The organism is Albimonas donghaensis, from assembly GCF_900106695.1.
Classification (GTDB): Bacteria; Pseudomonadota; Alphaproteobacteria; order Rhodobacterales; family Rhodobacteraceae; genus Albimonas; species Albimonas donghaensis.
This window is the reverse complement of record NZ_FNMZ01000004.1, coordinates 55,531-82,171: the sequence shown is the minus strand read 5'-3', so window position 1 is coordinate 82,171 and position 26,641 is coordinate 55,531. Positions and strand designations below refer to the sequence as shown.

Genomic DNA, 26,641 nt, shown 5'->3' with positions numbered 1-26,641 from the left:
TGATGGGGGCGGGAGGGCGCCCGCGGTCCGCCTCAGGCCGGGTCGCGGAACTGCTTGCCGAGCTTCAGCCCCTGGCCCTGGTAGTTCGAGCCGACATCGGTTCCGTAAAGCCGGTCCGGCGCCTCGGCCATGGGCTCGTAGACCAGCCGTCCGACCACCTGCCCATGCTCCAGCGCGAAGGGGGCCTCGTAGCAGCGCACCTCCAGCACGCCCCGCGCCCCGGCGCCCCCCGCCGCGGCATGGCCGAAGCCGGGGTCGAAAAAGCCCGCGTAGTGGACGCGGAATTCGCCCGCCATGGCGTGATAGGGCTGCATCTCGGCGGCGTAGAGGGGCGGGATATGCACCGCCTCGCGGCTGACCAGGATGTAGAAGGCGCCCGGATCGAGGATCACGCCGCCGCCCGGCGCGGGATGGATCGGGTCGAAGAATTCGGTCGGCTCATAGGCGCCGATGCGGTCGAGGTCGATCAGCCCGGCATGGGCGCGCGCCCGCCAGCCCACCGGGGCCGCGCCGCGCGGCGTCAGGTCCACGGAAAAGCCCAGCCCGCCGTCGATATGCGCCTCACCGTCCACCAGCCGCTCCGCGGCATGCAGCGCGCGCAGGGCGTCGTCGTCCATCGTGAGATCGCCGCGGCGCAGGCGGATCTGGTTCAGCCGCATCCCCGGGCGCACCAGCACCGAGAACGACCGCGGGCTGATCTCGGCGTAGAGCGGGCCGTCATAGCCCGGCTCGATCCGGTCGAACTCCACCCCGTTGTCGGCGATCAGCCGGGTCAGCAGGTCCAGCCGCCCGGTCGAGCTTTTCGCGTTGGCCATGGCCGAGACGTCGCCGGGCAGGCGCATCCGCTCCTGCAACGGCACGAGGTAGACGCAGCCCTTCTCCAGGACCGCGCCGGGGCGCAGGTCGATCTCATGCATGGAGAATCGCTCGGCACGCTCGGCCACGGTCTTGCCCTGTCCGGCGAGGAAGGAGGCGCGGATCCGCCAGGCGCGGTCGCCGAGACGCAGGTCGAGGCTGGCGGGCTGGATCAGCGCCTCGGGCACGCCGCCGGGGGCCGAGATGGCGCCCGAGGCGATCATCGCCCGCAGGGTCTGGGAGGGGAGGACGCCGGCGGGGGCGTTCCCCTGCGCGTCGGTTCCGGACTGGGCCATCCGCGTGCCTCCCCTTCTGGTCGGCCTGGGGGGCCGGCGCATGCGAAAAGCGCCAGCCGTTGCCGGCTGGCGCTTAACTGGTCGGGCTGGCGAGATTCGAACTCACGACCTTCCGTCCCCCAGACGGACGCGCTACCAAGCTGCGCTACAGCCCGTTCGAGCGGGGGTTTAGACGGGCGCGCGACCCGTGGCAAGACCCGGCCCGCGTGAATTTCCGACGCCTTGCGCAAGGGCAGGGGGCGGAGGCGGTTTTCACGGGATTTCGGACGCGGCCGGGCGCCACGGCGACGGCGATGAAGTCGGCGACGGCGACGATCTCAGCTTCGCGGCGCGGGTTCCGAGCGCAGACGGTCGCGCAGGGCTTCGAGGCGGGAGATGGCGGCGCGAATCCGTTCCGCGTCGGCCGGGTCGGGTTCGGCGGGCGCGGGCGCCGGGTCGGGCTCGGCTTCGGTCGTCGCGCTTTCAGTCGCCGGGGGGGCGGGCTCCGGCGCCCTGGCCGGCGCGGGGGGGGCGAGATCAAGGACCGGCTCCGGCGCGGCCTCCGCTTCCGGCGCGGGGGCAGGAGCGGGCGCGGGCGCCGGCGCAGGACTGGGCGCGGGGGCCGCATCCTCGGGCAAGGCCTCGCCCAGATGCTCGGCGCCGCGGCGGGTGACGTGGCGCGCGCCCTTCTCCCGGAAGATCTTCTGGACGCCCTTGATGGTCAGGCCGTCATCGTAGAGCAGCTCGCGGATGCCGACCAGCAGGGTCACGTCCTCGGGCCGGTAATAGCGCCGCCCGCCGCCCCGCTTCACCGGCTTCACCGCCGGGAACTTCGACTCCCAGAAGCGCAGCACATGCGCCGGCACGTCCAACGTCTCCGACACTTCGGAGATGGTGCGGAACGCGGCGGGGGACTTGTCCATGCGGGGCGGGCTCCGTCGCGGCTTCGGCGAACGCTGTCTGGGTCGGGCAGGGCGCCGGCGCGAAGCGCGCGCCGACGACCGGAAAGGAGGGGGGCGTCAGGCGCGGAGGGCGAGGCCCCCGTCGCCGCCGACGTTCACTCGCTCAGCGACGCGTTGATACGGTCCTTGAGGATATGCGAGGGGCGGAACACCAGCACCCGGCGCGGCTCGATCGGCACTTCCTCGCCGGTCTTGGGATTGCGGCCCATGCGGGCGCCTTTCTGGCGGACCTGGAAGGTGCCGAAGGAGGAGATCTTCACCGTCTCGCCCTTCACCAGGGAGTCCGAGACATGGGCCAGAATGCTTTCGACCAGCTCGGCCGATTCGTTCCGGCTCAGGCCGACTTCCCGGTAGACCGCTTCCGTCAGGTCCAGCCGCGTGTGGGTCTTGTTCGCCATCCGCAGGCCCCCCGCCGTTCTGCCGCGACCGAGGCCGCGTTGATGCGTTGATCATCGGCCGGAACTGTTTCCGACCGCGGGAAGAACGTAGGCGCGCGGGGATTTCAGAGTCAATGTCAATGACTTGGCGAGAGCGGCGCAGAGATGGGTTCAGGACGGCGGCGAAACCGTCCCGGCCCCATGGGGCGCGGCGTCAAGGCGCCGGGGCGGGCGCGATGTCGGGGCGCCGCGACAATCCCGCGCCGCCCGAAAAAATCACAACGGGTCAATTCGTTGCGAGGCTCGGCTGAGTCCCGGCCTGAGCGAGACGCGTCGCTGTCGCGCCGGGATCCGCAGCCCGGGCGCGCGTCGGAGACCTACCAGCGCATCACCGCGGCGCCCCAGGCCAGACCGCCGCCGATGGCCTCCATCAGCAGCAGGTCGCCCTTGGCGATGCGCCCGGCGGCGACCGTCTCGGAAAGCGCCAGCGGGATCGAGGCGGCGGAGGTGTTGCCGTGATTCTGCACGGTCATCACCACCTTCTCCATCGGCAGCCCGGTCTTGCGGGCGGTGGATTCGATGATCCGGCTGTTGGCCTGGTGGGGCACCATCCAGTCCACATCCGCGGAGGTGGCGCCGATATCGTCCAGCGCCTCATGCGCCACCGCGGCCAGCTTGTTGACCGCGTGCTGGAAGACCTTCTGCCCCTGCATGCGCACGCAGCCCGCCCGGCCCGTGGAGGACGGCCCGCCGTCCACATAGAGCAGGTCGTGATGGTCGCCGTCGGAATGCAGCTTCACCGACATCACGCCGCGATCGGTCAGCGTGCCGGCCCCCTGCTCCGCCGTCAGGATCAGCGCGCCGGCGCCGTCGCCGAACAGCACGCAGGTGGAGCGGTCGGTCCAGTCGAGAATGCGCGAGAACGTCTCCGCCCCGATCACCATCACCGTCTTCGCCTGGCCCGAGACGATCAGCGAATTCGCCGTGGCCACCGCGTAGATGAAGCCCGCGCAGACCGCCTGGATGTCGAAGGCGAAGCCCGAGCGCATGCCGATGGCCTGCTGCACGCGGGTGGCGGTGGCGGGGAAGGTCTCGTCCGGGGTGGCGGTGGCGAGCACGATGGCGTCGATATCCGACGCCTCCAGCCCCGCCGCCTTCAGCGCGCGCTCGGCGGCCGGAATGGCGAGGTCCGAGGTCTTCTCGTCCTTCGCTGCGAAATGCCGGCGCTCGATGCCGGATCGGGAGCGGATCCACTCGTCCGTCGTATCCAGGGTGGCGGCGAACTCGGCGTTCTCGACAACCCGGTCGGGCAGATGGTGGCCGCATCCCATGGGCACGGCGCGCGTGACGGTCATCCTGTGCTCTTCCCGCTCCTGGTCGATTCCCCGGGCGCAGTTTCCCGGCCGGGGAAGGTGTTGGCAACCTGTTCGGCCACGCGACGTTCGAAGCCGGACAGACCCATGGTCGCGGCCAGCTTGATGGCGGAGGCCACGCCGGTGGCGTCTGCGGACCCGTGGCTTTTGACCACCGATCCGTTGAGCCCGAGAAACACGCCGCCATTGACCCGGCGCGGGTCGATGCGCTTGCCCAGCCGCCGCAGCGACGTCCAGGCCGCGAGCGCGCCGAGCCGCGACAGCCAGGTGTGGCGGAACGCGTCCTTCAGGCTGTCGGAGATCAGCTTGGCGGTGCCTTCGGCGGTCTTCAACGCGACATTGCCGGTGAATCCGTCGGTGACGATGACGTCGCAGCGGGTGGACAGGATGTCCCCGCCCTCGACGAAGCCGACATAGGAGAACCCCGCGCCCGTCCGCCCGGCGGCGGCGCCGATCATCTCATGGGCGTCGTGCAGGGTCTCGCCGCCCTTGCTCTCCTCGGCGCCGACATTGAGCAGGCCGACGCGGGGCTGTTCGAGCCCGAGGCCGACGCGGGCGTATTCCGCGCCCATGACCGCGTATTGCAGCAGATTGCGCGGATCGGCGCGGATATCGGCGCCCACATCCAGCACGATGTTGTGACCCGCCGGCCCGCGCGAGGGCCAGAACACCGCGATCGCGGGGCGGTCGACGCCCGGCGCCCGGCGCAGGGCCAGCATGGCCAGCGCCATCAGCGCGCCGGTGTTGCCGCAGGACACGGCCACCGAGGCCTCGCCGCTTTTCACCGCCTGCAGGGCGCTCATCATCGAGGTGCCGCGGGCCTGGCGCATGACCTTCGAGGGCTTGGCCCCCATCGGCACGATCTCGGGCGCGTGGCGGATCTCGGTGCGTTCCGCGAGCGCGCCGCGGCGGCGCATCAGGCGGGTGAGCTCGGCCTCGTCGCCATGGACGATGAAGCGGATGTCGGGATTGCGGCGGGCCGAGATCGACATGCCGCCGATCACCGCGGCCGGGCCGCGATCGCCGCCCATGGCGTCGACCGAGATCACGCCGCCGCGGGCGGGCCCGTCATTGCGGCCACGGCTGAAGCCGTCGTCGTCATCGTCGTCGTGGGAGGAGCTGAGAAAGGTCATCTGATGCGCTTCGGCGACCGTTTCATGAGAGAGTCCGGACCGGTCGAGGCGCAGCATGCGCAAGGCGGCGTTCCGGCGCCGCGTCCCGCGAAGGGCGCGGCGATCCCGGGATATGCGCCGGGGCGGCGCCCGGCCGAGGTCGTCTCGCCGCGCGATTCCCGTGCGCGATGGCGCGCGGGTCTCGCCTTGTCCGCAGCCCCTGACAGAGCCTGCGACCGGGCCGAAGCCCGGACAGGCGCAGGGGCGTGCTCGCGCAGCGTTCCGACGAGCGCGACGCGAGGTCCGCGCCGCGCCGGTCCCCTCCGCCGCGCCGGAACCGGGAGCCCCGCGAATGCGGGCCCGGTCAGGCGCGGGGAAGGGCGGCCGCGATCAGGACTCGTCGTCGAGGTCGAGCTCTTCGACCATGCTGACGACCTCGCGGCCGGCATAGTGCCCGCAGGAGCCGCACACATGGTGCGGACGCTGCAGCTCGCCGCAGTTCGGGCACTCGGCGTAGCTCGAGGCGGACAGGGCATGATGCGAGCGGCGCATGTTGCGCTTCGACGGCGTGGTTCGATTCTGGGGGACCGCCATGGTCTCGATCTCCGGTTGACCGCGGCGACCGCGTGGCCGCGCGTATGGGCCGGGACCCTCTCGGCTCCCCTGCCGGACCGCCCGTCGCCGATGCGCCGGAGAGGTCCCGCGGAGAGCCGCCGAATCCCGTGAAAAAGGAGCGGCGAACATACGCGAAACCCGAGCGAGCGCAAGGGCCGGCCGAGGGGCGCGGAAGCGGCGGCGCGCAGGGGGGCGCGCGGCCGGGCTCGGGCGGCGCCCGCGGCGGGGCCGGAGCGGAGAATTTCGTCGCGCCCGCAAGGCGGTCGGTCCGGCGCCGGGGCGTCATGACGGGGCCTGCGGCGCGCGGCGGCCGCGCGGCGCGCGGGGGGCTCGGACGGGAGCGCCGCGACGACCGTGGCGCGGGTGCGGCCGCTCCGCCCGCGGCGCGGTTCGGGCGTCGCGCAGGTGGCCACGTCGCCACCCGGCGACCGGGTTCCCTGCGCCGCGGGCGCGCCCTCGCCACCCGCGGGCGGGAGGACGCGGCGCCCGGTCGGGACAGGCGGAACCTGCGGGCGGCCAGGCGCACGCGCGGCCAGGGGCGGGGACACGGGCGCAGCCAGGGGCGGGAACGGGGACAGGCAGGAGGTGAGGCGCATGGCGCGTGGACCCCGACTCAGCCGTCGTCCTTGTCCAGGCGCTCGCGCAGCGCGGCGAGGGCGGCGAAGGGACGGGCGGCGCCGTCCTCCTCCTCCGCGCCGTCGGGACCGACCGCGGGCGCCGCGAAGGTCGCGCCCGGGGCCCGCGGATAGGGGTCGATGGCCAGCGCCGCGATCTCCGCCGCGACCTCGCCGGGATCGATGCGATGGCCCAGAGGCTCGGGCGGGTCGTCGTCCTCGGAGGGGTCGATATCGGCCAGGTCCGGCTCCGGCGCGCCGGGCAGGTAGAGGCGCGAGAACGGCTCCGCCAGCTCCTGCGCCACGTCCTCCAGCGTCACCACGCAGGGCTGCACCACGCGGGCGCGGACCTCGCCCTCCACGCGCCAGCCGTCGGCCTCCGGGCGCACCTCGCCGCGGAAGCCGAACCGCTCCACTTTCTTCACGCCGAAGCGGCGGGCGAGGGCGGCGCGCTCCTCCGCGCCGGCCTTGGCCTGCAGTTTGTCGCCGTTGGGCGGCAGATCGTTGACCCGGACCGGCCGGGAGAATTCGGGCGCCGGGACGGCGGCGGCGGAGCGGGACATGGCGCTTACTCCTTCGCGCGGGGCGGGTCGCATCGGCCTCGTATCGCCCTGGGCCGCGATGCGGCGCGCAGGACCGGTCCGGGGACGGACGGCGAGGCCGGCGGTGTGGCTCGGGCGGCGGGGCCGCTTGAACTGCGAACATGCGCGCGCTAGGCAAGGCCTGCAAGCGGCGACCTTGGCCCGCCCGCACCCGCCGCGGCTTCGCGGCCACGGCGCGGGGCGCGTCCGGGGCGCGGACTGGCCGGCCCAAGCGGCCCGGCCGCGATGACCCGGGAGCGGTGATGATCCGGAAGACACGGGGTTTTCAGGTGCGGGACCCGCGCATGACTTCCATCAACGGAACGATCGGCGGCGCCGCGTCGGCCGGGGGCGCGTCGGGCGCGCCCGTCGCGCCGCGGCGGCGTCCGCGGGGCGCGACGCTCGCGCTGGGCGCCCTCGCCGCGCTGGCGCTCGCGGCCTGCGAGCCGGTCGTGCGCGTGCACGGCTACGCCCCGGCCGAGGCGCAACTGGCGCAGCTGGAGCCAGGCATCGACAGCGCCGCCACGGTGACCGCCAAGATCGGCCGTCCCTCGACGGCCGGCGTGATGCGCAACGACGCGTGGTATTACGTGTCCTCGCGGGTCGAGACCCTGGCCTACAACGCCCCCGAAGTGACCGAGCGCCGCGTTGTGGCGATCCGCTTCGACGATCAGGGCACGCTCGCCTCGACCGATCTTTACGGGCTGGAGGACGGCCGGGTGATCAACCTGGTGACCCGCACCACGCCCACCTTCGGGCGCGAGCTGACCATCCTGCAGCAGGTCTTCGGCAACCTGGCCAACGCCGGTTCCGCCGTGGCCGAGGGCGCGACGAACAACTGATGCGACGCCACGCCGCCGGTCCCCGAGGCGGGCCGGCGGCAGGCGCCGCTGCGGCGCCTTGGGGACGGCGCGCGCGGCCGGGCCGGTTCGGGCGTCGGCGGCGCGCTCATGCCGAGCGCGGCGCGTCTCTTCCTCTCATCGATTCGCGGGGCGAAGGCCTCGCGCGGCGCGTCGCGAAGCGGCGGGAGACGGGCGCCTGGGCGTCCGCCGGCCGCGCCGCCGACCCTGAGCCGGCGTGCCGCGGCCGCCTGGCCGCAGGGCCTACGGGCGGAGGCCGCGCCTTCGGGGCATGGCGTCGCCGGGGGCGGGCGACGTTGAGGGACAGGCGTCGTGCAGGGCGCCGGAGGCGAAGGCCCCCCGAGGCGCCGTCAGGCGGCCTCGGGCTTGCGCAGCGCGAACCAGATCAGCGCGGCGCCGGCCAGGCTCAGGAACGGGATCATCGCCCAGTTCACCGCCGCCCAACCGGTCTGCGGATCGCCGCCCCAGCAGTTCATCAGCCCGCCGGAGCTGACCGAGGCCACCGTCACCAGTCCGAACACCGCGAAGTCGTTCATGCCCTGGACCCGGCTGCGCTCGGCCACCGAATGGGCGCCGGCCAGCATCGAGGTCGCGCCGATATAGCCGAAGTTCCACCCGATCCCGAGCAGGAACAGCGCGCCGTAGAAGTTCAGCAGGTCCACGCCCGCCAGGGCCACCATCCCCGCGCCGGCGAGGATCACCAGCCCGGTGGCGATGACCTTCTCCACGCCGAAACGGTTGATGATGTTGCCGGTGAAGAAGCTGGGCAGGAACATCGCCAGCACGTGCACCATGACGATATCCGCCGCGTCCGCCTGCGCGAAGCCGCAGCCCACCACCGCCAGCGGGGTGGAGGTCATCACCAGGTTCATCAGCGCGTAGGAGACCATGCCGCAGATCATCGCCACCAGGATGCGCGGCGTGCGCAGAAGCTGCCCGACCGAGCGCCCCTTCGCGTCGCCGGGCTGCGGTTTCGCCGGCTTGGGCGAGTCGAGGAACCAGAACACCGAGCACGCGACCAGGTTCAGCAGGATCACGAAGGCGTAGGCGCCCGCGAAGGGCACCGGGGCCAGCATGTCGGAGGTGAGCTTGACCATCTGCGGCCCGATCACGGCGGAGATCAGCCCCCCCGCCATCACCCAGGAGATCGCCTTGGGCCGGAACGTGTCGGACGCCCCGTCGGCGGCGGCGAAGCGGTAGAAGCCATGCGCCGACATATAGATGCCGGTGCAGAAAGCGCCTGCGAGGAACAGCCAGAAGGAATTGAGGAACAGCGCCGCGACGCAGAGCGACGCGCCGGTCGCGCCCCCCGCGGCCCCCATGAAGAACCCCGCGCGCCGCCCGTAGCGCCCCATCACCGCCGAGACATTGGGCGCAGCCAGCATCGAGCCCAGCACGATCAGCGAGATCGGCAGCGTCGCGAGGCAGGGGATCGGGGTCAGCATCTGTCCCGCCAGCCCCCCCAGCACGAAGTTGACCGGCATCTGCGCGCCCAGCGTCGCCTGGGCGATGACCAGCACCACGACATTGCGCCGGGCCCGGCGGTCGGGATCGGGGAGCGGCGCGGAGGGCGAGGCGGGGGGTGTGTCGGATGCGGAAACCATGGCGCCGGTCAGGTAGCCGGGGCTTGGACGCGAAGGCAAGCGAAGCGTTGTGAGGGACAATATCACAACGCGTGATCGTGGAATTCAAAACTTTTGCGGTCAGGCGCCCGGACGTCCCGGCTGGAAGACCCGGTTTCAAGACCCGCCGCGGGCGCATGTCCGCGGCGCCGAGGGGCCGGTTGAACCGCTGCGGCGCGGGCTGCGGTCCCGACCCCCGGGGAGCGGCCAGGCCGGCCGCCGCGTGCCGACGGATGAGCGGGGAGGCGCCGCGTCGACCCGGGCGCGGGCGGCGGCCGCTCGCCCGCGGCGCGCGGCGACGGGGGCGATGGCGGCGACGTCTCCAGCCGGACCGGATGCGCTTCGCCCATGAACAGGCTTGCAATCCGCTCCGAATCAACCGGAAATGGAGCGGTTCCCGCGCCGCCCCGGGGCGCGACGCCCTCGACGGACGCGCGCGCCCGTCGAGGGCGTCGCGCGCGGTTCTTCGGCCGCGAACCCGCGCGTCCCGCGCGTCCCGCGCCGCTCCACTGGGGAGGCGGCCCGGAGGCGTTGGCGGAGGCGCTGGCGGTGGGAACGGACTGGACCTTGCTGCGTTCGCCCGGCTGGCCGCGATGCGGGACGGGCGGGGCCGGACGGCGGCGCGACCGCGCCGCACGGGGCCGGCAAGCGCAGGGCCGCAGCCCGGACGCGCGTCCGCGAAGTGGGTCGCGGACGCGCGTCCATTCGACCCCTCCGCGCGGCGGCCTGGTCGGGGAGGCGTGGGCGGGCGAGCCCGGCGCCCGGGGCCTTTTCGATTTGACCGCCTTTGGAACGCGTTCGTCAGCTTCGGGAACGGGGGGGCGTCGCATCGCGGCTTGCGCAGGCGAGGTTGCGCAGGGGGGCGGGCCTTCGGGCGCCCTGTCGTGCAGCGGCGGGACAGGCCCACCGCCGCTGTTCCCCCCGCGGCCCGGCGCCTGCGCCGACGCCGCCGCCAGCGGTGGGCGTCAGCCGCGGCGCCGGCGCCGGCCCTCGCGCGCGCCGCGGGCGCCGGCGGGGGCCTCGCCCTCGGGCGTCGGCTCGCGGTTGGCCTGGATCCAGGCCATGCCGTGAGGGTCGTTGTTCATCAGAAGATTGGCGGCGCGGATCGCGTTCATCTCCTGCGGGCGCACCGGGTTCATGATCGCCGAGGTCATTCCGGCCGTGATCGCCATCGGCAGGAAGGCCGCGTTGATCCCGTGCCGGTTGGGCAGCCCGAAGGACACGTTGGAGGCCCCGCAGGTGGTGTTCACGCCAAGCTCGTCGCGCAGGCGGCGCACCAGCGCGAAGACCTGCTTGCCGGCGGTGGCCATGGCCCCGATCGGCATGACCAGCGGGTCGACCACGATGTCATGGGCGGGAATGCCGAAATCCGCGGCCCGTTCGACGATCTTCTTCGCCACGGCGAAGCGGATCTCGGGGTCCTCGGAAATGCCGGTGTCGTCGTTGGAGATCGCCACCACCGGCACGTTGTATTTCCTGACCAGCGGCAGGACGAGCTCCATCCGCTCCTCCTCCCCGGTGACGGAGTTGAGCAGGGGGCGGCCCTCGGCGGCCTCCAGCCCGTTCTCCAGCGCGCCGGGGACCGAGCTGTCGATGCACAGCGGCACGTCGACGATGGCCTGCACCCGCTCGATCAGCGCCTTCATCAGCATCGGCTCGACGAAGTTGTTGTCGGCGTAGCGGGGGTCGGCCTCCATCCGGTTGGAGAACACCGCGCCCGAGTTGATGTCGAGGATCATCGCCCCGCAGGCCACCTGCTCGGCCGCGTCCTTCTCGACGGTGGAGAAGTCGTCCATCTCCAGTTCGGCCGCCAGCTTCTTGCGGCCGGTGGGATTGATGCGCTCGCCGATGACGCAGAACGGCTCGTCGAAGCCGATGACGACGGTTTTCGACTTGGACTCGACGATGGTGCGGGTCATGCGCGATGCGATCCTTGTGGGGCCTGGCGGGGTAGGGCGGGCGATGACGGGCGGGCGTGGGCTCGGAGGCGCCCGACGGCCGGGAACCCGGTTGGCGTGAGGGGCGGGGCTCGTCAGGGGGCCGGCCCGCGAGGCGCCCCGCCCCGCCGATCAGGCGTAGCGGACGACCCCGCGTTCGGCCCGGTCGGCGGCGTATTCGGCGGTCTTGTCGATGCCGCCCAGCGGGAAGAAATGCACCTGCGCGATCTGCAGGTCCGGGTCGGCGGCGCGGGCGGCGGCGAGGTCGGCCAGCACCTCGTCGGGCGTGAAGGGCAGGGCGAGCCGGGTCAGGTCCATGGCCCGCTTCTGAAGCACCTTGACCGAGGGCCCCACCCCGCAGGCCAGCGCGTATCTGATCAGCGTCTGAAGCTTGGCGGGCCCGGCCACGCCGACATGGATCGGCAGGTTCACCCCCGCCGCCCGCAGCCGCGCGGCCCAGTCCACCACCGGCGCGGCCTCGAATACGAACTGGGTGGCCAGCGCCATCTCGGCGTCGCTGCGTTCGGCGAAGGCCTGCTTCCAGCGCAGCGCCGCCATGACGTTCCGATCCGACCCGTCGGGGTCGATGTCGGTGTTGCCCTCGGGGTGGCCGGCGACATGCAGGCGGCGGAAGCCGGCGCGGTCGAACAGCCCGGTCTCCATCAGCTGCATGGAGCAGTGGAAGTCCCCCCGCGGCTCCGACACGCCGCCGCCCAGCAGCAGCGCCGAGGTCACCCCCGCCTCGCCCTGGTAGCGGTCGATCCAGTCGGCCAGCGCGGCCCTGGAGGGGATAGAGCGGGCGGGGAAATGCGGCATGACCTCGAAGCCCTCGCCGGCGATGCGGCGGGCGGTGGAGACCATGTCCTCGATCGGCGTGCCGTCGATATGGGCGATGTAGACCCGCGTGCCCCGGGGCAGGAGATCGGCGAAACGCGCGATCTTCGCGGCGGTGCGCGGCATGACTTCGACCGAGAAGCCGCGCAGGAAGCCGGCCTGTTCCGCGGGCGCGGCCGAAGGCGAGGACGGAGAGACGGCGCGTCGCCGCGCGAGGAAGTCGATCACCCGGGACATGTCCGGCCCTCCTTGGCTGGGGCTCGGGCGACCGTCGCCCTTGCGCCCCGTTACTGGGTCTCCGCCCCGTCGCCCGGCTCGCGGCCGTCATTGGCGATCAGGGCCCTGATCTTCTCCGGCCCGTATTCGGCGTCGAGCCTCGCGGCCTCCGCCTCCGCCGCGGCCTCGTCGCTCCCGGCTTCGACCTGGTAGGGCGCGCCGCGCCGCCACTCGGCCAGGTAGGCGTCGGACTCCTTCGCCCCCACCTTCATCGCGCAGCGGTCTATCGCCTGCTCGAACCGCTCGGGGAGCTGGCGCTTGGCGCCGCCCCGACGGCCCTTGCCCGCGATCACCTGGGCGGGGATGTCCCGCCACCAAACCACCGTGATCTGCGCCAAATCCGTCTCCTCCGGGCGGGGAAGGTCCGGTCCGATACCGCCTCGCCTTCAATCCCGGATACGCGCTCGCGGGGCGCGTTCGCGTGATGGGAGCGACGGCATGCGCGAGAAACGCGACATCGGCTCGCGGCGTCGCTGCGGATTCGCGCGGATCGGGCAGGCGTCGCCTCCGCGCGGCTCCGGCGGGCGGGGTGTTTCCGGGGGGCGGCGGGGGGAGGCGGGGCCTGAACGGCGCGCGAAAGCGTCGCGGCGCGTCCGGGTTTCGTTCAGAGGTTCTTGAGCGGCGTGAGTCAGGATACGCTGCGTCAAACCCCGGCTCGCGGGCCGCGCCCGGACGCCGGCGCCGCGGCGCCGCAAAGCGACGTTGAAGCGTCGCGAACAAAACCGTATGAAGGCGGGAAGCGCTTTCGCGTCCCGCGCAGCGGGGGCCGCGCCGAAAGAACCCATTCGTGGAGTAGCCCTCGTGACCGATCCGTCCGGCCGCAGCCTGTCCATCTCGTTCGAGTTCTTCCCCCCCGCCACGCCCAACGGGGCGATGCGGCTGTGGCGCTCGGTCGAGCGGCTGGCGCCGCTGGCGCCGAGTTTCGTGTCGGTGACTTACGGCGCGGGCGGCACCACCCGCGACCGCACCCGCAACGCCATCAAGGCGATCCTGGAGCGCGCCCGCCTGCAGGTGGCCGGCCACCTGACCTGCGTCGGCGCCACGCGCGAGGAGACGCTGGAGGAGGCCGACGGCTACCGCAAGCTGGGCGCCCGCCGGGTGGTGGCGCTGCGCGGCGACCCGCCCAAGGGCGCCGACCGGTTCGAGCCGCATCCCGACGGGTTCCGCAACGCGGCGGAGCTGGTCACGGGGCTGCGCGCGGCGGGGCATGACCGGATCTCGGTCGCGGCCTATCCGGAACGGCATCCGGACTCGGCGGATCTCGCGGAGGATCTCGACAACCTGAAGCGCAAGCTGGATGCGGGCGCGGACAGCGCGCTGACCCAGTTCTTCTTCGACAACGATCTGTTCCTGCGCTTCCGCGATGCGGCGGCGAAGGCGGGGATCACCGCGCCGATCCATCCGGGCATCCTGCCGATCGAGAATTTCGGCAAGATGCGGCGGTTCGCGGCGGGCTGCGGGGCGACGATCCCGGACTGGCTGGTCACCGCCTATGGCAATGCCGACGAGCAGGGCATGACCGAGACCCTGAGCCGCGCCATCTGCGCCGAGCAGTGCGACGGTCTGCTGGCCGAGGGGGTGGAGCACATCCACTTCTACACGCTCAACAATCCCGATCTGCCCTATGACGTGTGCCGCGCCATCGGCGTGGAGCCCCAGCCGCTCGGCGCGGCCGCCGCCGGCGGCGCCTGAGCCTTTCGGGTCTCGGGACGGATCGACACGGGGAGACGGATCGAAACGGGGCGCTTCGGCGTCCCGTTTTCGTTTTCGGCGGGCGACGCCGGCACGCCACCCCTCGACGGTTTCAGGAACGACCAGCGCGGGAGCGCCGCGACGACCCGCCCGTGGGTTTCGCGGTTCCGCCCGCGGCGCGGGGCAACCGGGCGCCGTCGGCACGGTCGCCATCCGGCGCCTCCGGTCCAGCGCGCCGCGGGCGGAACCGGCCCAGGGGGCGAGACCTCGACGCGGCGCATCCGCCCCGGCGGATCAGAGCGCGTCGCGCAGCCGGGCCAGCAGCATGGCCGCGGTCAGGATCGGTCGGCGCAGCGACGCGCCGCCGGGAAAGCGCGGGACGGGCAGGGCGGACATGATGTCGAGCCGCCTGCGGTCCCCCGACGCGGCCTCGGCCAGCACCGCGCCGGCCATGGTCGCCAGCGCCACCCCCGAGCCCGAATAGCCCGAGGCGTTGAACACGCCCGGCCGGATCTCTCCCCAGACCGGCAGGCGGGTCGGCGTGATCGCCAGCGTGCCGCCCCAGGCATGGTCGATCCGCGCCTCCGCCAATTGCGGGAACAGCGCCAGCATCCGCGGCCGGACCAGCGCCGCGATGTCCTTGGGGAAGGTCCAGCCATAGCTCTCGCCGCCGCCGAACAGCATCCGCCGATCCTCCGACAGGCGGAAATAGTTCACCACGAAGCGGCTGTCGGCCACCGCCGCGTCGTCCCGGATCAGGGATCGGGCGAGGCCCTCGTCCAGCGGTTCGGTGGCGATGATGAAATTGTTGATCGGCATGACCTTCGCCGCGACCTCCGGCAGCAGCCCGCCGAGATAGCCGTTGCAGGCGACCACCACCCGCTCGGCCCGCACCTCTCCGGTGGCGGCGATCACGCGGGTCCCGTCGAGCCAGCTGGCCTCGGTCCGCTCGAAGATCCGCGCGCCCGCCGCCATCGCCGCCCGGGCCAGACCGCGGGCGAAGGCGAGCGGATGCAGGTGCCCGCCGGACGGCATCGACAGGCCTCCCGACATGCCCGCCGCGCCGAGCCTCGCGCGGACCTCCTCCGGCGGCAGATATTCGATATCGGCGCCGTATTCGTCGCGCAGGAACGCCGCATGCGCTCTCGACCCCGCGTCGTAGCGCGCGCGGTGATTGACGTAGAGCAGCCCGGCTTTCAGCCCGCAGTCGATGCCGTGCCGGTCGACCAGGTCCCGCACAAGATCCGCCGCGTCGCGCCCGATCTCCCACGACGCCCGCGCCAGCCCGGGATCGGCCATTTTCGCCACCGCCTCCGGGTCCTGCCGCTGGCCCACGCCGATCTGTCCGCCATTGCGCCCCGAGGCGCCCCAGCCCACGCGATGCGCCTCCAGCACCGCCACCGACAGCCCCCGCTCCGCCATGTGCAGCGCGGTGGACAGCCCGGTGAAGCCGGCGCCGATGATGCAGACGTCCACGGTCTCGGTCCCGTCGAGCTGCGGCTGGTCGGGGAAGGCGGGCGCCGAGGCGACGTACCAGGACGGGGGATGGGTCCCTTGCGTCTCGTTGGCGTAAAGGGTCGTGATCATCGGGGCTCCGATAGGGACAGGGGCGCGACGCGCAAGCCGCCCCCCGACAGGGGGCGCGGCCCGAACGTCGCGCGAAGCCGGTTCAGCCGGCCCGCGGGCCTCAGACGTTGAGCAGCAGGTGCTCGCGCTCCCACGGGCTGATGACGGTCATGAACTGATCGTATTCGAATTGCTTCAGCGTGCCGTAGAGCTTCACGAAATCGCGGCCCAGCAGCTCGGCCATCGGCTCGCAGGATTGCAGCAGGTCCACCGCCTCCAGCAGCGAATAGGGGATGTCGCGGGCGTTGTCATAGGCGCCGCCGGTGACGGGCGGGCGGGGGGCGGTCCCCTCCTCCATGCCGATCAGGCCGGCGGCGAGCGAGCCCGCCAGCGCGAGGTAAGGATTGGCGTCGGCCCCGGTCAGCCGGTTCTCCACCCGCCGGGCGCGCGGGTCGGAGCGCGGCGCCCGCAGCCCGGTGGAGCGGTTGTCGTAGCCCCATTCCAGGTTCACCGGCGCCGACATGTATTTCACCAGCCGCCGGTAGGAGTTCACATAGGGCGCGGTCAGCGCCGAGCAGGCGGGCAGGTATTTCTGCTGGCCGCCGATGAAGGCCTCGAACAGCGGGCTCGCCTCGCCGTCGGGGGCGGTGAAGATGTTGTTCCCGTCCCGGTCCAGCACCGACTGGTGGATATGCATGGCCGAACCCGGCTGCCGCGCCATCGGCTTGGCCATGAAGGTGGCGTAGGAGCCGCAGCGCAGCGCCGCCTCGCGGATCAGCCGCTTGAACAGGAACACCTGGTCGGCGAGCTTCATCGCGTCGCCATGCATCATGTTGACCTCGAGCTGCGCGGCCCCGGCCTCCTGGATGATGGTGTCGATCTCCAGCCCCTGCGCCTCGGCGTAGTCGTAGATATGCTCGATCACCGCGTCGTATTCGTCGACCGCGGACAGGGAGAAGGCCTGGGAACCGGTGGACTGGCGGCCCGAGCGGCCCACGGGCGGCTCCAGCGGATAGTCGGGGTCGGTGTTGGGCTTGGTGAGGTAGAATTCCAGCTCCGGCGCCACGACGGGGGTCCAGCCCTTGGCCTCGTAGGCGCGCAGCACGCGGCGCAGCACCTCGCGCGGGGCGAAGGGAATCGGCACGCCGTGGCGGTCGACCACGTCATGGATGATCTGCAGCGACGCCTCGCCCGCCCAGGGCACGGCGCGGGCGGTGGTCAGGTCGGGGACCAGCGTGATGTCGCCGTCGGAATAGAGCTCGGGGTGGTCCACGTCGGCGTATTCGCCGGTGATCACCGCGAAATAGATCGAGACCGGCAGGCGGATCTCGCTCTCACGCAGGAACTTGGAGGCGGGCATGACCTTGCCGCGCGCGATGCCGGCGAAGTCGGGGGTGACGCACTCGATCTCCTCGACCCGGTGGGCGCGGATCCAGTCGCGCAGGGACTGAAGGTCCGGCGTGTCGAGTTCGGGGGAGACGGCGAGGCTGATCTCGGGGGCGAGCTTGCTCATTCAGAGACGGGTCCGGTTCCAGGCGGTGAGCCGCGTCCGGGATGCGGCGCGGCTTGAGAAAAGGGGCGCGTCCGGCGTGGGGACGGTCCGCGGGGGCGGAGGCGGCGGGCGCGCGGCGCGGCCCCCGCCTGCGCCCTCGCGCCGCCCCGACCCGCCCTCGCAAGGGTCGGCCGGGCAGGCGAGGGCGCAGGCGGGAGCCGTGCGGCGCGCGACGCGAGGCCCCGCGCGCGAGGGCGCTGACGCAGGCGGCGTGAGCCCCTATATTGCGACGGCGCGCGGCCGAAAGAAAGCGGCGCGCGCTCACGTCGCGGCCCCGCGGTTCCGCCCGCCTCTCCCCCCGTTCCCCAAACGCCTCTCGAAAGGAGCGTCATGCGCATCGGCATCCTCGAAACCGGCTTCCCGCCCCGCGATCTGCAGGAGGCCCATGGGACCTATCCGCAGATGTTCGAGCGGCTGCTCGCCGGGCATGGCCTGGAATTCCGCGCCTGGCCCCTGCTGAAGGACGATTTCCCGGAAGGACCGGAAGAGGCCGACGGCTGGCTCATCACCGGCTCGCGCTTCGGGGTCTACGAGGACATTCCCTGGATCCGCCGGGCCGAGGCCCTGGTGCGCGAGATCCACGCCGCCCGCCTGCCGCTGGTGGGTATCTGCTTCGGGCATCAGCTGATGGCCCAGGCGCTGGGCGGCAAGGTGGAGCAGAGCGGCAAGGGCTGGGGAATCGGCGTGCAGACCTATCGGGACCTGGAGGCGGGCGAGGACATCTCGATCATCGCCTCGCACCAGGACCAGGTGGTGGCGCAGCCGCCGCATACCCGGGTGATCGCCGAGTCGGCGTTCTGTCCGCTGGCGGGGCTGGCCTGGACGGACGGGCCGTCGATCTCTTGGCAGCCGCATCCGGAGATGAGCGCGGCGTTTTCGCGCGGGCTGATCGAGGAACGGATCGGGACGCTCTATCCCGAGCCGGTGGCGCGCGCGGCGCTGGACGGGTTGTCGAAGCCGATCGACAGTCCGGCGATGGGCACGCGGATCGCGCGATTCTTCCTCGACCACGCCGCGACGGCGGAGGCCTGAGGGCGAGAGGCCGGCGCGGGCGCCGCGACGACCCGGACGCCTGGCCGCGGCCGGGCGCCCGCGGCGCGTTGATGCGGGGGCGCCCGGCGGCGCCGTCTCGGGCGGGGAGCGGCGGGTGGAACCTCGCCGGCCGGGACAAGTCGCGCGGAGCAGTGTCCATGGGGCGACTGGCCCGGCCTTCCGGAGCCCGGCGCCCGCCCCGCCCCGCCCGCCGCCCACGCCGTCCATGCGGGATCCGGGCGCGCCGTTTCCGCCTGCTCCCGCGCCGCCCGGCGCCGCATCGCAACGCGCCGCGGGCGCGCCGGTTCCGCCCGCGTCCGGTCGGACGCGGCGCCTGCTTTCCTCGATCCTCGCGCCGACTTCCGCCCCCCTGCGCGCCCATGCGCCTTGGAAGCCCGTCGCGAAGCCGCTAGTTAAAATCCCGGCGCAGCAACGGAGAGGCCCATGACCCGCATCATCGACTTCCTCGTCGAACTCCTCGAGCGGATCGGCCTGCTCTTCGGCATCGGCCGCAGGAAGCCCGATCCCACCGACCCGTTCGCCCCGAAGAAACGCAGCCTGATGCGTCGGCTCGTCAGCGCCCTGCCGGTGCTGCTGATCCTGTTCTGCATCGGCTATCTCGGCATCCTGACCTGGCGCACCACCACTTACCCCGGCATGGACCTGGCCTATCCCCAGACCATCCTGCCCCCGCCCGGGTCCCGCGGCGAGGTGGCCGGCCCGGCCCCGGCGACGACCGCCGCCGACGCCCCGGTGGAGGTGAACGACGAGAGCACCACCGCCGGCTCCTCCGAGACCCTGACCTGCGCGCCCTCCCGCGTCGTGCAGATGCAGATCGGTCTCATCGACCTGATGGTGAACCAGAACGACTGGATCCCCGGCGCGCCCCAGTACAACCTCGGCTTCTTCGGCCTGGTCGACTTCGAGGACACGCCCTGGTTCGACAACAAGGCCTCGTTCCAGATCGGCATGCTGAGCATGGTGCGCCGCGTCTCGCTCGACCTCGCCGACACGCTGGGCCGGGTGCGCGGCACCTCCACCGCCGACGCCGATCTGCAGGCCGCCCAGTCGCGCCTGCGCACCAATGAACGCGCCTGGGTGCTCAACAACCCCTTCGACGCCCAGCTGCAGACGGTGATGGAGGCGGCCTCGACCTCCTATCGCGGGGCCATCCCGCTCTACCGCCGCTACAACGAGCGTCTGGCCGCCTGCGACGCGCTGTTCGACGTGCGCCGCGACAACCTGCGGACGCTGGTGGACCGGCTGGCCGCCGATCTCGGCTCCATGGCCTCGCAGCTCGCCCAGCGGGCCAATGCCACGCAATGGTCCGTGCAGCGCAAGGAGTTCATCCCCGCCGACGGCAACAACCGCGGCTGGTTCGACTTCCGCGCCGACAACCTGTTCCACCAGGCCCGCGGCCAGCTCTTCGCCCTGCACGGGCTGATGCAGGCGGTGAAGATGGATTTCGGCAAGTCGATCGAGCAGTCCGATCTCGGCCAGGTCTGGGACCGGATGGAGGCGCATCTGGCCGAAGGCGCCGAGCTGAACCCGATGGTCGTTTCCAACGGGCGCGAGGACGGCGCGATTTCGCCCGATCATCTCTCGGTCATGGGGCAGAAAGTGCTTCGCGCCCGCGCCAACATGGTCGAGCTGCGTGACATCCTGAACCGCTGAGCGCCAAGATGACCGCCTGAGTCGCCCCGCCGCACGTCGCGGCGGGGCGGGCCCGATCCGCGTATTCCGCACCTGTTCCTGCGTATCCCGGGAGCGACGATGACGAGAGACCGCTCCATGCGCCGCGCGCGCATCGGCGTGGGGGCCGCCGCGCTGGCTCTGGTCGGGCTGGCGGTGACAGCCCCGATGCTGCGCTACGAGGACGTGCTGGGCCCCCGAGGGACCACCGCGCGCTGGGCGCTGGCCACCGCCGCTTCGGCCGAGATCGACGCCGTGGCCTCCGAACCCGCCTTCGAGATCCGCCGCCGCTTCACCGCCAAGGTCGCCGCTTGCCTGGGCGTGACCGCCGCCACCTGGCCCCTGCGGCTGGAGGAGATGCCCGGCCGGCTCAACCTGCGATACGGGGAGGAGCGGTCGCCGGCGCTGGTCGTCGACATCGCCACGCTCAAGGCCTCGGGCATGACCGGGGACTACGCGCGCCGCTCCGGCCATTCGGCGGCGCCGGAGCGGGCGGTCTCCGCGGTGCTGACCACCGGCATGTTCGGCGTCTTCGCCCCGGGCGACGGCTGCCCGCCGGGCGGGACGGCCGAGCAGGGCGGCGCGCGACGCGAGGAGGCCGGGCCGGGCGGACCGCGGCGGGCCGCGCCCGGCTAGGGCGCGGACTCATATCTTCGCGATCCAGATGCGGATTGCGGCGAGTTTGAGGGCGGCGAGGTAATTGTCGGCGCGCCGGTCGTATCGGGTGGCAAGACCGCGGAACTGTTTGATGCGGTTGAAGAAGCGCTCGACCAGATTGCGCTGGCGATAGACCCAGGGGCTGAAGCTGAAAGCGTCCTTGCGGATCACGCGGGGCGGGATTTTGGCCCAGACGCCGCGGGCCGCCGCGCCCTCGCGGATCGGGTTGGTGTCGTAGGCGCGGTCGGCGATCAGGGTCGCGCCGGGGTCCAGATCGGCGACGAACTCGGTTCCCACCGGCGCGTCGCCCGCCTGGCCGGGCGTCAGCTTCAGGCGGATGGGGCGGCCCTCGGCATCGACCAGCGCATGGATCTTTGTGGTCAGCCCGCCGCGGGAATGTCCCATGCAGCCATGGTCGTCACCCCCCTTTTTACCGCGGCCCCGTGCTGGTGGACCCGGACGCAGGAACTGTCGATCATCACGATATCGCCGTCATAGGCCTCTGAGATCGCTTCCAGAATGCGGTCCCAGACCCCGGCCGCGCGCCATCGGGCGAAACGGTTGTAGAGCGTGGTGCGCGGGCCATAGCGCTCGGGCACGTCGCGCCAGGGCGTGCCTGCGCGGAACCTCCAGAGGATGCCGTTGATCACACGGCGGTCATCCACCCGCGGCACGCCCCGCGACTTCTGCGGCAGCAGCGGTTGGATGATCGCCCATTCCCGGTCGGTCAGTTCGTGACGGCGCATCGTTACCTCCTCCTCTCGGAGAGTGAATCAAAGATGCGAGGTCATGGGAATCCCGTTTATGGGGACGCGCCCTAGCCGCCCGTTTTTCCGTCGGGGCCCGCGCCCGTTCTCCCGTCGGGGCCCGCGCCTGTTCTCCCGCCGGACCCCGCGCCGGGGCTCCCGTCAGGCTCCGTCCCCGGCGCCAGGCCGCGCAGGAACAGCTCCTCCAGGAACCGCGCCGCGTCGTCCAGATGCCCGTCCGCCCCGGCCTTCGCGTCCAGCAGCAGCCGCACCTGCACGTCGAAATCCGCGTAATGCTGGGTCGTCGCCCAGATCGCGAAGATCAGGTGATGCGGGTCCACCCGGCGGATCTTGCCATCCGCGATCCAGGCCCGGATCACCCGCGTCTTCTCATCCACCAGCGCCTTCAGCCGGCCCGAGAGGTATTCCTCGATCCGCGGCGCGCCCGACATGATCTCGGAGGCGAAGAGCCGGCTTTCGCGGGGCTTCTCCCGCGCCATCTCCAGCTTGCGGCGGATATAGGCGCGGATCTCCCGCATCGGGTCGCCCTGGGCCGAGAACGCCTCCAGCGGCTCCAGCCACTCCTCCAGCAGGCGGGTCATCAGGGCGGCGTGGATGTCCTCCTTGCGGCGGAAGTAATAAAGCAGGTTGGGCTTGGACATGCCCGCGCCCTCGGCGATCTGGTCCAGCGTGGTCCCGCGGAACCCGTGCTGGGCGAAGGCGTCGAGCGCTGAGTCGAGGATCTTCTCCTCGTTCTCCGCCTGGATGCGCGTCCGCCGCTTGGTGCGCGCGGCGCGGGGGGAATCGGGGGCCGGATCCGAGTCGGGGCCTTGCGGGGGCGCGCTCAACGCCGCCGCCCTTCCGGGGGGGCGGACAGGGGGGGCGGGACGGTCGCCGTCATGGCGGGGCTCCTCCGGGGCAGGGCGCCGCGTGACCCGGGGGCCGCGGCTTTTTCGTGTTGACCGGACCTGCGGTCCTGATAGCGTGAAGTTTGACCAGACGGTTAACACACCGCAAGCGCTTTCGCCGGAGACCGGCCCGCCCGCCGCCTCTCCGGACCCCGACGCAGCCCCAGCGACGAGCCGCTTTCCGGCGGCGGAAAGACGGCCTCGACATGACGGAACTCGGCTCCAACCTTCAGATCAACGCCGACCGGCTCTGGGACTCGATCCACGAGCTGGCCGAGATCGGCCCGGGCGTGCGCGGCGGCAACAACCGCCAGACGCTGACCGACGCCGACGCCGAGGGGCGCCGCCTCTTCCAGAAATGGGCCGAGGCCGCGGGCATGACCATGGGCGTCGACCGCATGGGCACCATGTTCTTCCGCCGCGAGGGCGAGGACCCGGAACTGCCGCCGGTCTACATGGGCTCGCATCTCGACACCCAGCCCACCGGCGGCCGCTATGACGGCATTCTCGGCGTGCTGGGCGGGCTGGAGGCGGTCCGGACGCTCAACGACCTCAATATCAGGACCAGACATCCCATCGTGCTGGTCAACTGGACCAACGAGGAGGGCACCCGCTTCGCCCCCGCCATGATGGCCTCGGGCGTGTTCGCCGGGGTGCATACGCTCGACTGGGCCTATGACCGGGTGGATGCCGAGGGCCATTCCTTCCACACCGAACTCCAGCGCATCGGCTGGATCGGGGCGGAGGAAGTCGGCGCCCGCAAGATGAAGGCGATGTTCGAGCTGCATATCGAGCAGGGCCCGATCCTCGAAGCCGAGGGCAAGGATATCGGCGTCGTCACCCATGGCCAGGGCCTGTGGTGGCTTCAGGTCACGCTGACCGGCAAGGACGCGCATACCGGCTCGACCCCCATGCCGATGCGGGTCAACGCCGGGCTGGGCATGGCCCGGATCACCGAATTGGTCCATACCATCGCCATGCGTCACCAGCCCCGCGCGGTCGGCGCCGTCGGTCATGTGGAGGTCTACCCGAACTCGCGCAACGTGATCCCGGGCAAGACCGTGTTCACCGTCGATTTCCGCTCCCCCGACCAGGAGACGCTCGACGCCATGAAGGCGGAGCTGGAGGCCGAGGCCCCGAAGATCGCCGAGGCGCTGGGCCTGGGCATCGAGATCGAGGCGACCGGCCATTTCGACCCGGTGACCTTCGACGAGGGCTGCGTGGCGGCGGTGCGGCGGGCCTCGGACCGGCTGGGATATTCCTCCATGGACATCATCTCGGGCGCCGGCCACGACGCCTGCTGGATCAACCGGGTCGCCCCGACCTCGATGATCATGTGCCCCTGCGTGGACGGGCTGAGCCACAACGAGGACGAAGAGATCTCGAAGGAATGGGCCGCGGCCGGGACCGCGGTGCTGCTGCATGCGGTGCTGGAGACGGCGGAGATCGTGGGGTGAGAAACTACTTCTTCGGTGTGTCAGGCTTTTCGCTCGGTAGACGCGACTTTGAAACGTTAGTTGCGTCCCTTAGTGCTGGAGGAATTCGCCTAGTCTCAAAATTCAAAATCGCGCTTCTCTCTAGCCTCTCAGGTTTCCCAATTTTTGTCGGAGGTTTTTTGCCGTTTCCAGACATTGCTTGGTCCTCGAGATTTCAACTCCCTCCAAACTAATCAATCGGTGCTAACATGGGAAGTGAGAAAAGGCGGCTTAGGGAGCAAGCGGAACTCGCGTTTTGGCGAGAAGCATATGCCGCATGTCAGAAACGCCTCGAGGCTCAGAATGGATTTGGGCTGGCGGCCGATCAACGTTCACTTGTTCTTGCGGGGGTATCCATAGCTGCTGCGGCGTTGGTCCGTGGAGATGGTGAAGCTTGGACCAACAAGCCTTATTTGGTGCTTTCAGTGCTGCTATTTATATTGGCTTTTTTCTTTAGCGCTTGGTCGGCGATGCCCGTGAAGATGCATGTGCAAGGTGCAGACTACAAAAGCCTGGACAAGGCGATTGAAGACGGCATCGCGTTCGGAATGATATTTCGCGGACTTTGTGAGAACACGGACGAAGCTGTATCTGAAAATGAAGTCGAGCGTCGTCGCCAGAATCGCTTCTACAGGGCGGCGATCTACTTAATTTTCGTTGGCGCTATATTCTTTTCTCTGTCGGAGTTGGGGGTGAGCGGCAAAGTTCTATCAGAAGGTGTGCAAAAATGACTACAGTGATCAAGGGCGGCACCGTCGTCACCGCCGACCGTTCGTACAAGGCCGACGTTCTGGTCGAGAACGAGAAGATCATCGAGATCGGGGAGAACCTGACGGGGGACGAGACCCTCGACGCCTCCGACGCCTATGTCATTCCCGGCGGCATCGACCCCCACACCCATCTGGAAATGCCCTTCATGGGCACCACCGCGGCCGAGACCTTCGCGTCCGGCACCTACGCGGCGGCCGCCGGCGGCACCACCATGCTGGTGGACTTCTGCCTGCCCGGCGAGGACGGCTCGCTGAAAAACGCCATCGAGGCCTGGGACCGCAAGTCGAAGGACCAGATCTGCGTCGACATCTCGTATCACATGGCCATCACCGGCTGGAACGAGACCATCTTCGACGAGATGAAATGGGTCGTCGACCGCGGCGTGAACACGTTCAAGCACTTCATGGCCTACAAGGGCGCGCTGATGGTGCAGGACGACGAGATGTTCGCGTCCTTCAAGCGCTGCGCCGAACTCGGCGCCATGCCGCTGGTCCATGCCGAGAACGGCGACGTGGTCGCGGAGCTTCAGCAGAAATACCTGGCCGAGGGCGTCACCGGCCCCGAGGGCCACGCCTATTCCCGCCCCCCCGAGGTCGAGGGCGAGGCCGCCAACCGCGCCATCATGATCGCCGACGCCGCCGGTGTGCCGCTCTACATCGTGCATGTGTCCTGCGAGCAGGCGCATGAGGCCATCCGGCGCGCCCGCCAGAAGGGGATGCGCGTCTACGGAGAGCCGCTGGTCCAGCACCTGACGCTGGATGAGAGCGAGTATTTCGACAAGGACTGGGACTACGCCGCCCGCCGGGTGATGTCCCCGCCCTTCCGCTCGAAACTGCACCAGGACGGGCTGTGGAACGGGCTGATCGCGGGCTCGTTGCAAGTGGTGGCCACCGACCATTGCGCCTTCTCGACCGAACAGAAGCGCTTCGGCCTCAACGACTTCACCCAGATTCCGAACGGGACCGGGGGGCTGGAGGACCGGCTTTCGGTGCTGTGGTCGCGGGGGGTGGAGACGGGGCGCCTGACGCCCGAGGAATTCGTCGCCGTCACCTCCACCAACATCGCCAAGATCCTCAACTGCTATCCCCGCAAGGGCGCGGTGGCCGTCGGGGCGGACGCGGATCTGGTGGTCTGGGATCCCAAGGCCTCCAAGACCATCCAGGCCGCCACGCAGAAATCCATCATCGACTACAACGTCTTCGAAGGGTTCGAGGTCAACGGCCTGCCGCGCTACACGCTCTCGCGCGGGGAAGTGGTCTGGTCCGCCGGCTCCAATGTCTCCCCCAAACCCGGCCGGGGGAAATTCATCCCGCGTCCCGCCTTCCCGGCGCCCAACCAGGCGCTGTCGAAGTGGAAGGCGCTGACCGCGCCGCGGCGGATCGACCGCGATCCGCTCAACATCCCCTCGGGGGTCTGAGCGCCCATGAGCCAGGCCGCGTCCTCCGCGACCCCAGCCGCCGCCGCCTCCCGCGCCGTGATCGAGGCGCGGGACCTCAACCTGACCTTTCAGACCAATGACGGGCCGGTCCACGCGCTCTCGAACGTCGATCTGGACGTCGGGAAGGGCGAGTTCGTCTCCTTCATCGGGCCTTCGGGCTGCGGCAAGACCACGTTCCTGCGGGTGATCGCGGACCTGGAGCAGCCGTCCTCCGGCGCGATCTCGGTCAACGGGATGACGCCGCAGGAGGCGCGGCTGGCGCGGGCCTATGGCTATGTGTTCCAGGCCGCGGCGCTTTATCCGTGGCGGACCATCGGCGGCAACATCCGCCTGCCGCTGGAGATCATGGGCTTTTCCAGGGCCGAGCAGGCCGCCCGCACGGCGCGGGTGCTGGAGCTGGTCGAACTGGCGGGGTTCGAGAAGAAATTCCCCTGGCAGCTTTCGGGGGGGATGCAGCAACGCGCCTCCATCGCCCGGGCGCTGGCCTTCGACGCCGACATCCTGCTGATGGACGAGCCCTTCGGCGCGCTGGACGAGATCGTGCGCGACCACCTCAACGAACAGCTCCTCAAGCTGTGGGACGAGACCGGCAAGACCATCTGCTTCGTCACCCATTCGATCCCCGAGGCGGTGTATCTCTCGACCAAGATCGTGGTGATGAGCCCCCGTCCCGGCCGCATCACCGAGATCATCGACAGCCCCCTCCCCCGTGAGCGCCCGCTGGACATCCGCGAGACCCCCGAATTCCTCGACGTCGCCCACCGGGTGCGCGAGGGGCTGCGGGCTGGGCACTCCTATGACTGAGGCGGGGGCGCGATG

General features: G+C 71.1%; 23 protein-coding genes, 1 tRNA gene and 1 pseudogene. 9 read left to right on the top strand and 16 right to left on the bottom strand.

Annotated features, from left to right (window positions below; all coding sequences use genetic code 11):
• Positions 1–32 precede the first annotated feature (32 nt).
• The 8 genes from BLV24_RS12515 to BLV24_RS12480 form a co-directional block, all read right to left on the bottom strand.
• Positions 33–1,151: a 2'-deoxycytidine 5'-triphosphate deaminase gene (locus BLV24_RS12515; RefSeq protein WP_092682248.1), complete on the bottom strand. Its 1,119-nt coding sequence runs from the start codon at positions 1,149–1,151 to the stop codon at positions 33–35.
• 78 nt (positions 1,152–1,229) lie between these two features.
• Positions 1,230–1,306, bottom strand: a tRNA-Pro gene (locus BLV24_RS12510).
• Between the two features lie 162 nt (positions 1,307–1,468).
• Positions 1,469–2,053 (bottom strand): MerR family transcriptional regulator, encoded by a 585-nt coding sequence (locus BLV24_RS22865; RefSeq protein WP_092682246.1) that lies wholly within the window; start codon positions 2,051–2,053, stop codon positions 1,469–1,471.
• Between the two features lie 134 nt (positions 2,054–2,187).
• Positions 2,188–2,490 carry an integration host factor subunit alpha gene (gene ihfA, locus BLV24_RS12500; RefSeq protein ID WP_092682244.1) on the bottom strand — a complete coding sequence of 101 codons (303 nt, stop codon included), beginning with the start codon at positions 2,488–2,490 and terminating at the stop codon, positions 2,188–2,190.
• Positions 2,491–2,846: 356 nt separating this feature from the next.
• Positions 2,847–3,824: a beta-ketoacyl-ACP synthase III gene (locus BLV24_RS12495; protein WP_092682242.1), complete on the bottom strand. Its 978-nt coding sequence runs from the start codon at positions 3,822–3,824 to the stop codon at positions 2,847–2,849.
• Positions 3,821–4,975: a phosphate acyltransferase PlsX gene (plsX, locus tag BLV24_RS12490; protein ID WP_092682869.1), complete on the bottom strand. Its 1,155-nt coding sequence runs from the start codon at positions 4,973–4,975 to the stop codon at positions 3,821–3,823. The genes BLV24_RS12495 and plsX overlap by 4 nt, the downstream gene beginning before the upstream one ends.
• Before the next feature lie 369 nt (positions 4,976–5,344).
• Positions 5,345–5,548 (bottom strand): 50S ribosomal protein L32, encoded by a 204-nt coding sequence (gene rpmF / locus BLV24_RS12485; protein ID WP_092682240.1) that lies wholly within the window; start codon positions 5,546–5,548, stop codon positions 5,345–5,347.
• A gap of 634 nt (positions 5,549–6,182) precedes the next feature.
• Positions 6,183–6,746, bottom strand: a complete 564-nt coding sequence (locus tag BLV24_RS12480; protein ID WP_092682238.1) for a YceD family protein — start codon at positions 6,744–6,746, stop codon at positions 6,183–6,185.
• 323 nt (positions 6,747–7,069) lie between these two features.
• Here BLV24_RS12480 and BLV24_RS12475 point away from each other — a divergent pair, with 323 nt between their 5' ends.
• On the top strand, positions 7,070–7,606 hold the full coding sequence (locus BLV24_RS12475; protein WP_176954730.1) for an outer membrane protein assembly factor BamE: 537 nt from the start codon (positions 7,070–7,072) through the stop codon (positions 7,604–7,606).
• A gap of 368 nt (positions 7,607–7,974) precedes the next feature.
• Here BLV24_RS12475 and BLV24_RS12470 read toward each other — a convergent pair whose 3' ends face one another.
• The 4 genes from BLV24_RS12470 to BLV24_RS12455 all read right to left on the bottom strand — a co-directional run bounded on the left by BLV24_RS12470 (position 7,975) and on the right by BLV24_RS12455 (position 12,631).
• On the bottom strand, positions 7,975–9,228 hold the full coding sequence (locus BLV24_RS12470) for an MFS transporter (RefSeq protein ID WP_092682233.1): 1,254 nt from the start codon (positions 9,226–9,228) through the stop codon (positions 7,975–7,977).
• A gap of 983 nt (positions 9,229–10,211) precedes the next feature.
• Positions 10,212–11,165 (bottom strand): methyltetrahydrofolate cobalamin methyltransferase, encoded by a 954-nt coding sequence (locus BLV24_RS12465; protein ID WP_092682231.1) that lies wholly within the window; start codon positions 11,163–11,165, stop codon positions 10,212–10,214.
• A 150-nt stretch (positions 11,166–11,315) separates the two neighbouring features.
• Entirely contained in the window at positions 11,316–12,254 is a 939-nt protein-coding gene (locus tag BLV24_RS12460) for a methylenetetrahydrofolate reductase (RefSeq protein WP_092682229.1), read from the bottom strand.
• A gap of 50 nt (positions 12,255–12,304) precedes the next feature.
• Positions 12,305–12,631, bottom strand: a complete 327-nt coding sequence (locus tag BLV24_RS12455) for a virulence factor (protein ID WP_092682227.1) — start codon at positions 12,629–12,631, stop codon at positions 12,305–12,307.
• 463 nt (positions 12,632–13,094) lie between these two features.
• On the opposite strand from BLV24_RS12455, the gene metF reads away from it, so the two are divergent.
• Entirely contained in the window at positions 13,095–13,985 is an 891-nt protein-coding gene (gene metF, locus BLV24_RS12450) for a methylenetetrahydrofolate reductase [NAD(P)H] (RefSeq protein ID WP_281242915.1), read from the top strand.
• A 294-nt stretch (positions 13,986–14,279) separates the two neighbouring features.
• On the opposite strand, the gene BLV24_RS12445 is transcribed toward metF, so the two are convergent.
• Both BLV24_RS12445 and BLV24_RS12440 read right to left on the bottom strand, forming a co-directional pair.
• Positions 14,280–15,569: an NAD(P)/FAD-dependent oxidoreductase gene (locus tag BLV24_RS12445; protein ID WP_092682867.1), complete on the bottom strand. Its 1,290-nt coding sequence runs from the start codon at positions 15,567–15,569 to the stop codon at positions 14,280–14,282.
• 103 nt (positions 15,570–15,672) lie between these two features.
• Complete coding sequence (locus tag BLV24_RS12440) at positions 15,673–17,064, bottom strand: glutamine synthetase family protein (RefSeq protein ID WP_092682223.1); 1,392 nt, start codon at positions 17,062–17,064, stop codon at positions 15,673–15,675.
• Between the two features lie 369 nt (positions 17,065–17,433).
• On the opposite strand from BLV24_RS12440, the gene BLV24_RS12435 reads away from it, so the two are divergent.
• From BLV24_RS12435 to BLV24_RS12425, 3 genes are all read left to right on the top strand, one after another.
• Positions 17,434–18,135 carry a type 1 glutamine amidotransferase gene (locus tag BLV24_RS12435; RefSeq protein ID WP_092682221.1) on the top strand — a complete coding sequence of 234 codons (702 nt, stop codon included), beginning with the start codon at positions 17,434–17,436 and terminating at the stop codon, positions 18,133–18,135.
• 444 nt (positions 18,136–18,579) lie between these two features.
• On the top strand, positions 18,580–19,809 hold the full coding sequence (locus BLV24_RS12430) for a DUF2333 family protein (protein WP_092682219.1): 1,230 nt from the start codon (positions 18,580–18,582) through the stop codon (positions 19,807–19,809).
• 99 nt (positions 19,810–19,908) lie between these two features.
• Positions 19,909–20,463, top strand: coding sequence for a hypothetical protein (locus BLV24_RS12425; RefSeq protein WP_143040307.1), 555 nt, complete (start codon positions 19,909–19,911; stop codon positions 20,461–20,463).
• Between the two features lie 9 nt (positions 20,464–20,472).
• On the opposite strand, the gene BLV24_RS12420 is transcribed toward BLV24_RS12425, so the two are convergent.
• Positions 20,473–21,230 (bottom strand): IS5 family transposase gene (locus BLV24_RS12420; protein ID WP_092682215.1). Its coding sequence is split into 2 segments (ribosomal slippage): positions 20,473–20,921 and positions 20,921–21,230, totalling 759 coding nucleotides; the frame shifts between segments, so codons are not numbered across the junction.
• A 176-nt stretch (positions 21,231–21,406) separates the two neighbouring features.
• Positions 21,407–21,997 (bottom strand): annotated as a pseudogene (locus BLV24_RS12415) (TetR family transcriptional regulator C-terminal domain-containing protein); the annotation flags it as partial.
• Positions 21,998–22,344: 347 nt separating this feature from the next.
• On the opposite strand from BLV24_RS12415, the gene BLV24_RS12410 reads away from it, so the two are divergent.
• The 4 genes from BLV24_RS12410 (at position 22,345) to BLV24_RS12400 (ending at position 26,626) form a co-directional block, all read left to right on the top strand.
• Positions 22,345–23,595: a Zn-dependent hydrolase gene (locus tag BLV24_RS12410; protein ID WP_092682211.1), complete on the top strand. Its 1,251-nt coding sequence runs from the start codon at positions 22,345–22,347 to the stop codon at positions 23,593–23,595.
• Positions 23,596–23,822: 227 nt separating this feature from the next.
• Positions 23,823–24,344, top strand: coding sequence for a hypothetical protein (locus BLV24_RS21590; protein WP_143040306.1), 522 nt, complete (start codon positions 23,823–23,825; stop codon positions 24,342–24,344).
• The gene (gene hydA, locus BLV24_RS12405) at positions 24,341–25,801 is read left to right on the top strand and encodes a dihydropyrimidinase (RefSeq protein WP_092682209.1); all 1,461 of its coding nucleotides are present in this window, start codon (positions 24,341–24,343) and stop codon (positions 25,799–25,801) included. Before BLV24_RS21590 ends, hydA begins: the two co-directional genes overlap by 4 nt.
• Positions 25,802–25,807: 6 nt before the next feature.
• The gene (locus BLV24_RS12400; protein ID WP_092682207.1) at positions 25,808–26,626 is read left to right on the top strand and encodes an ABC transporter ATP-binding protein; all 819 of its coding nucleotides are present in this window, start codon (positions 25,808–25,810) and stop codon (positions 26,624–26,626) included.
• Positions 26,627–26,641: the final 15 nt, after the last annotated feature.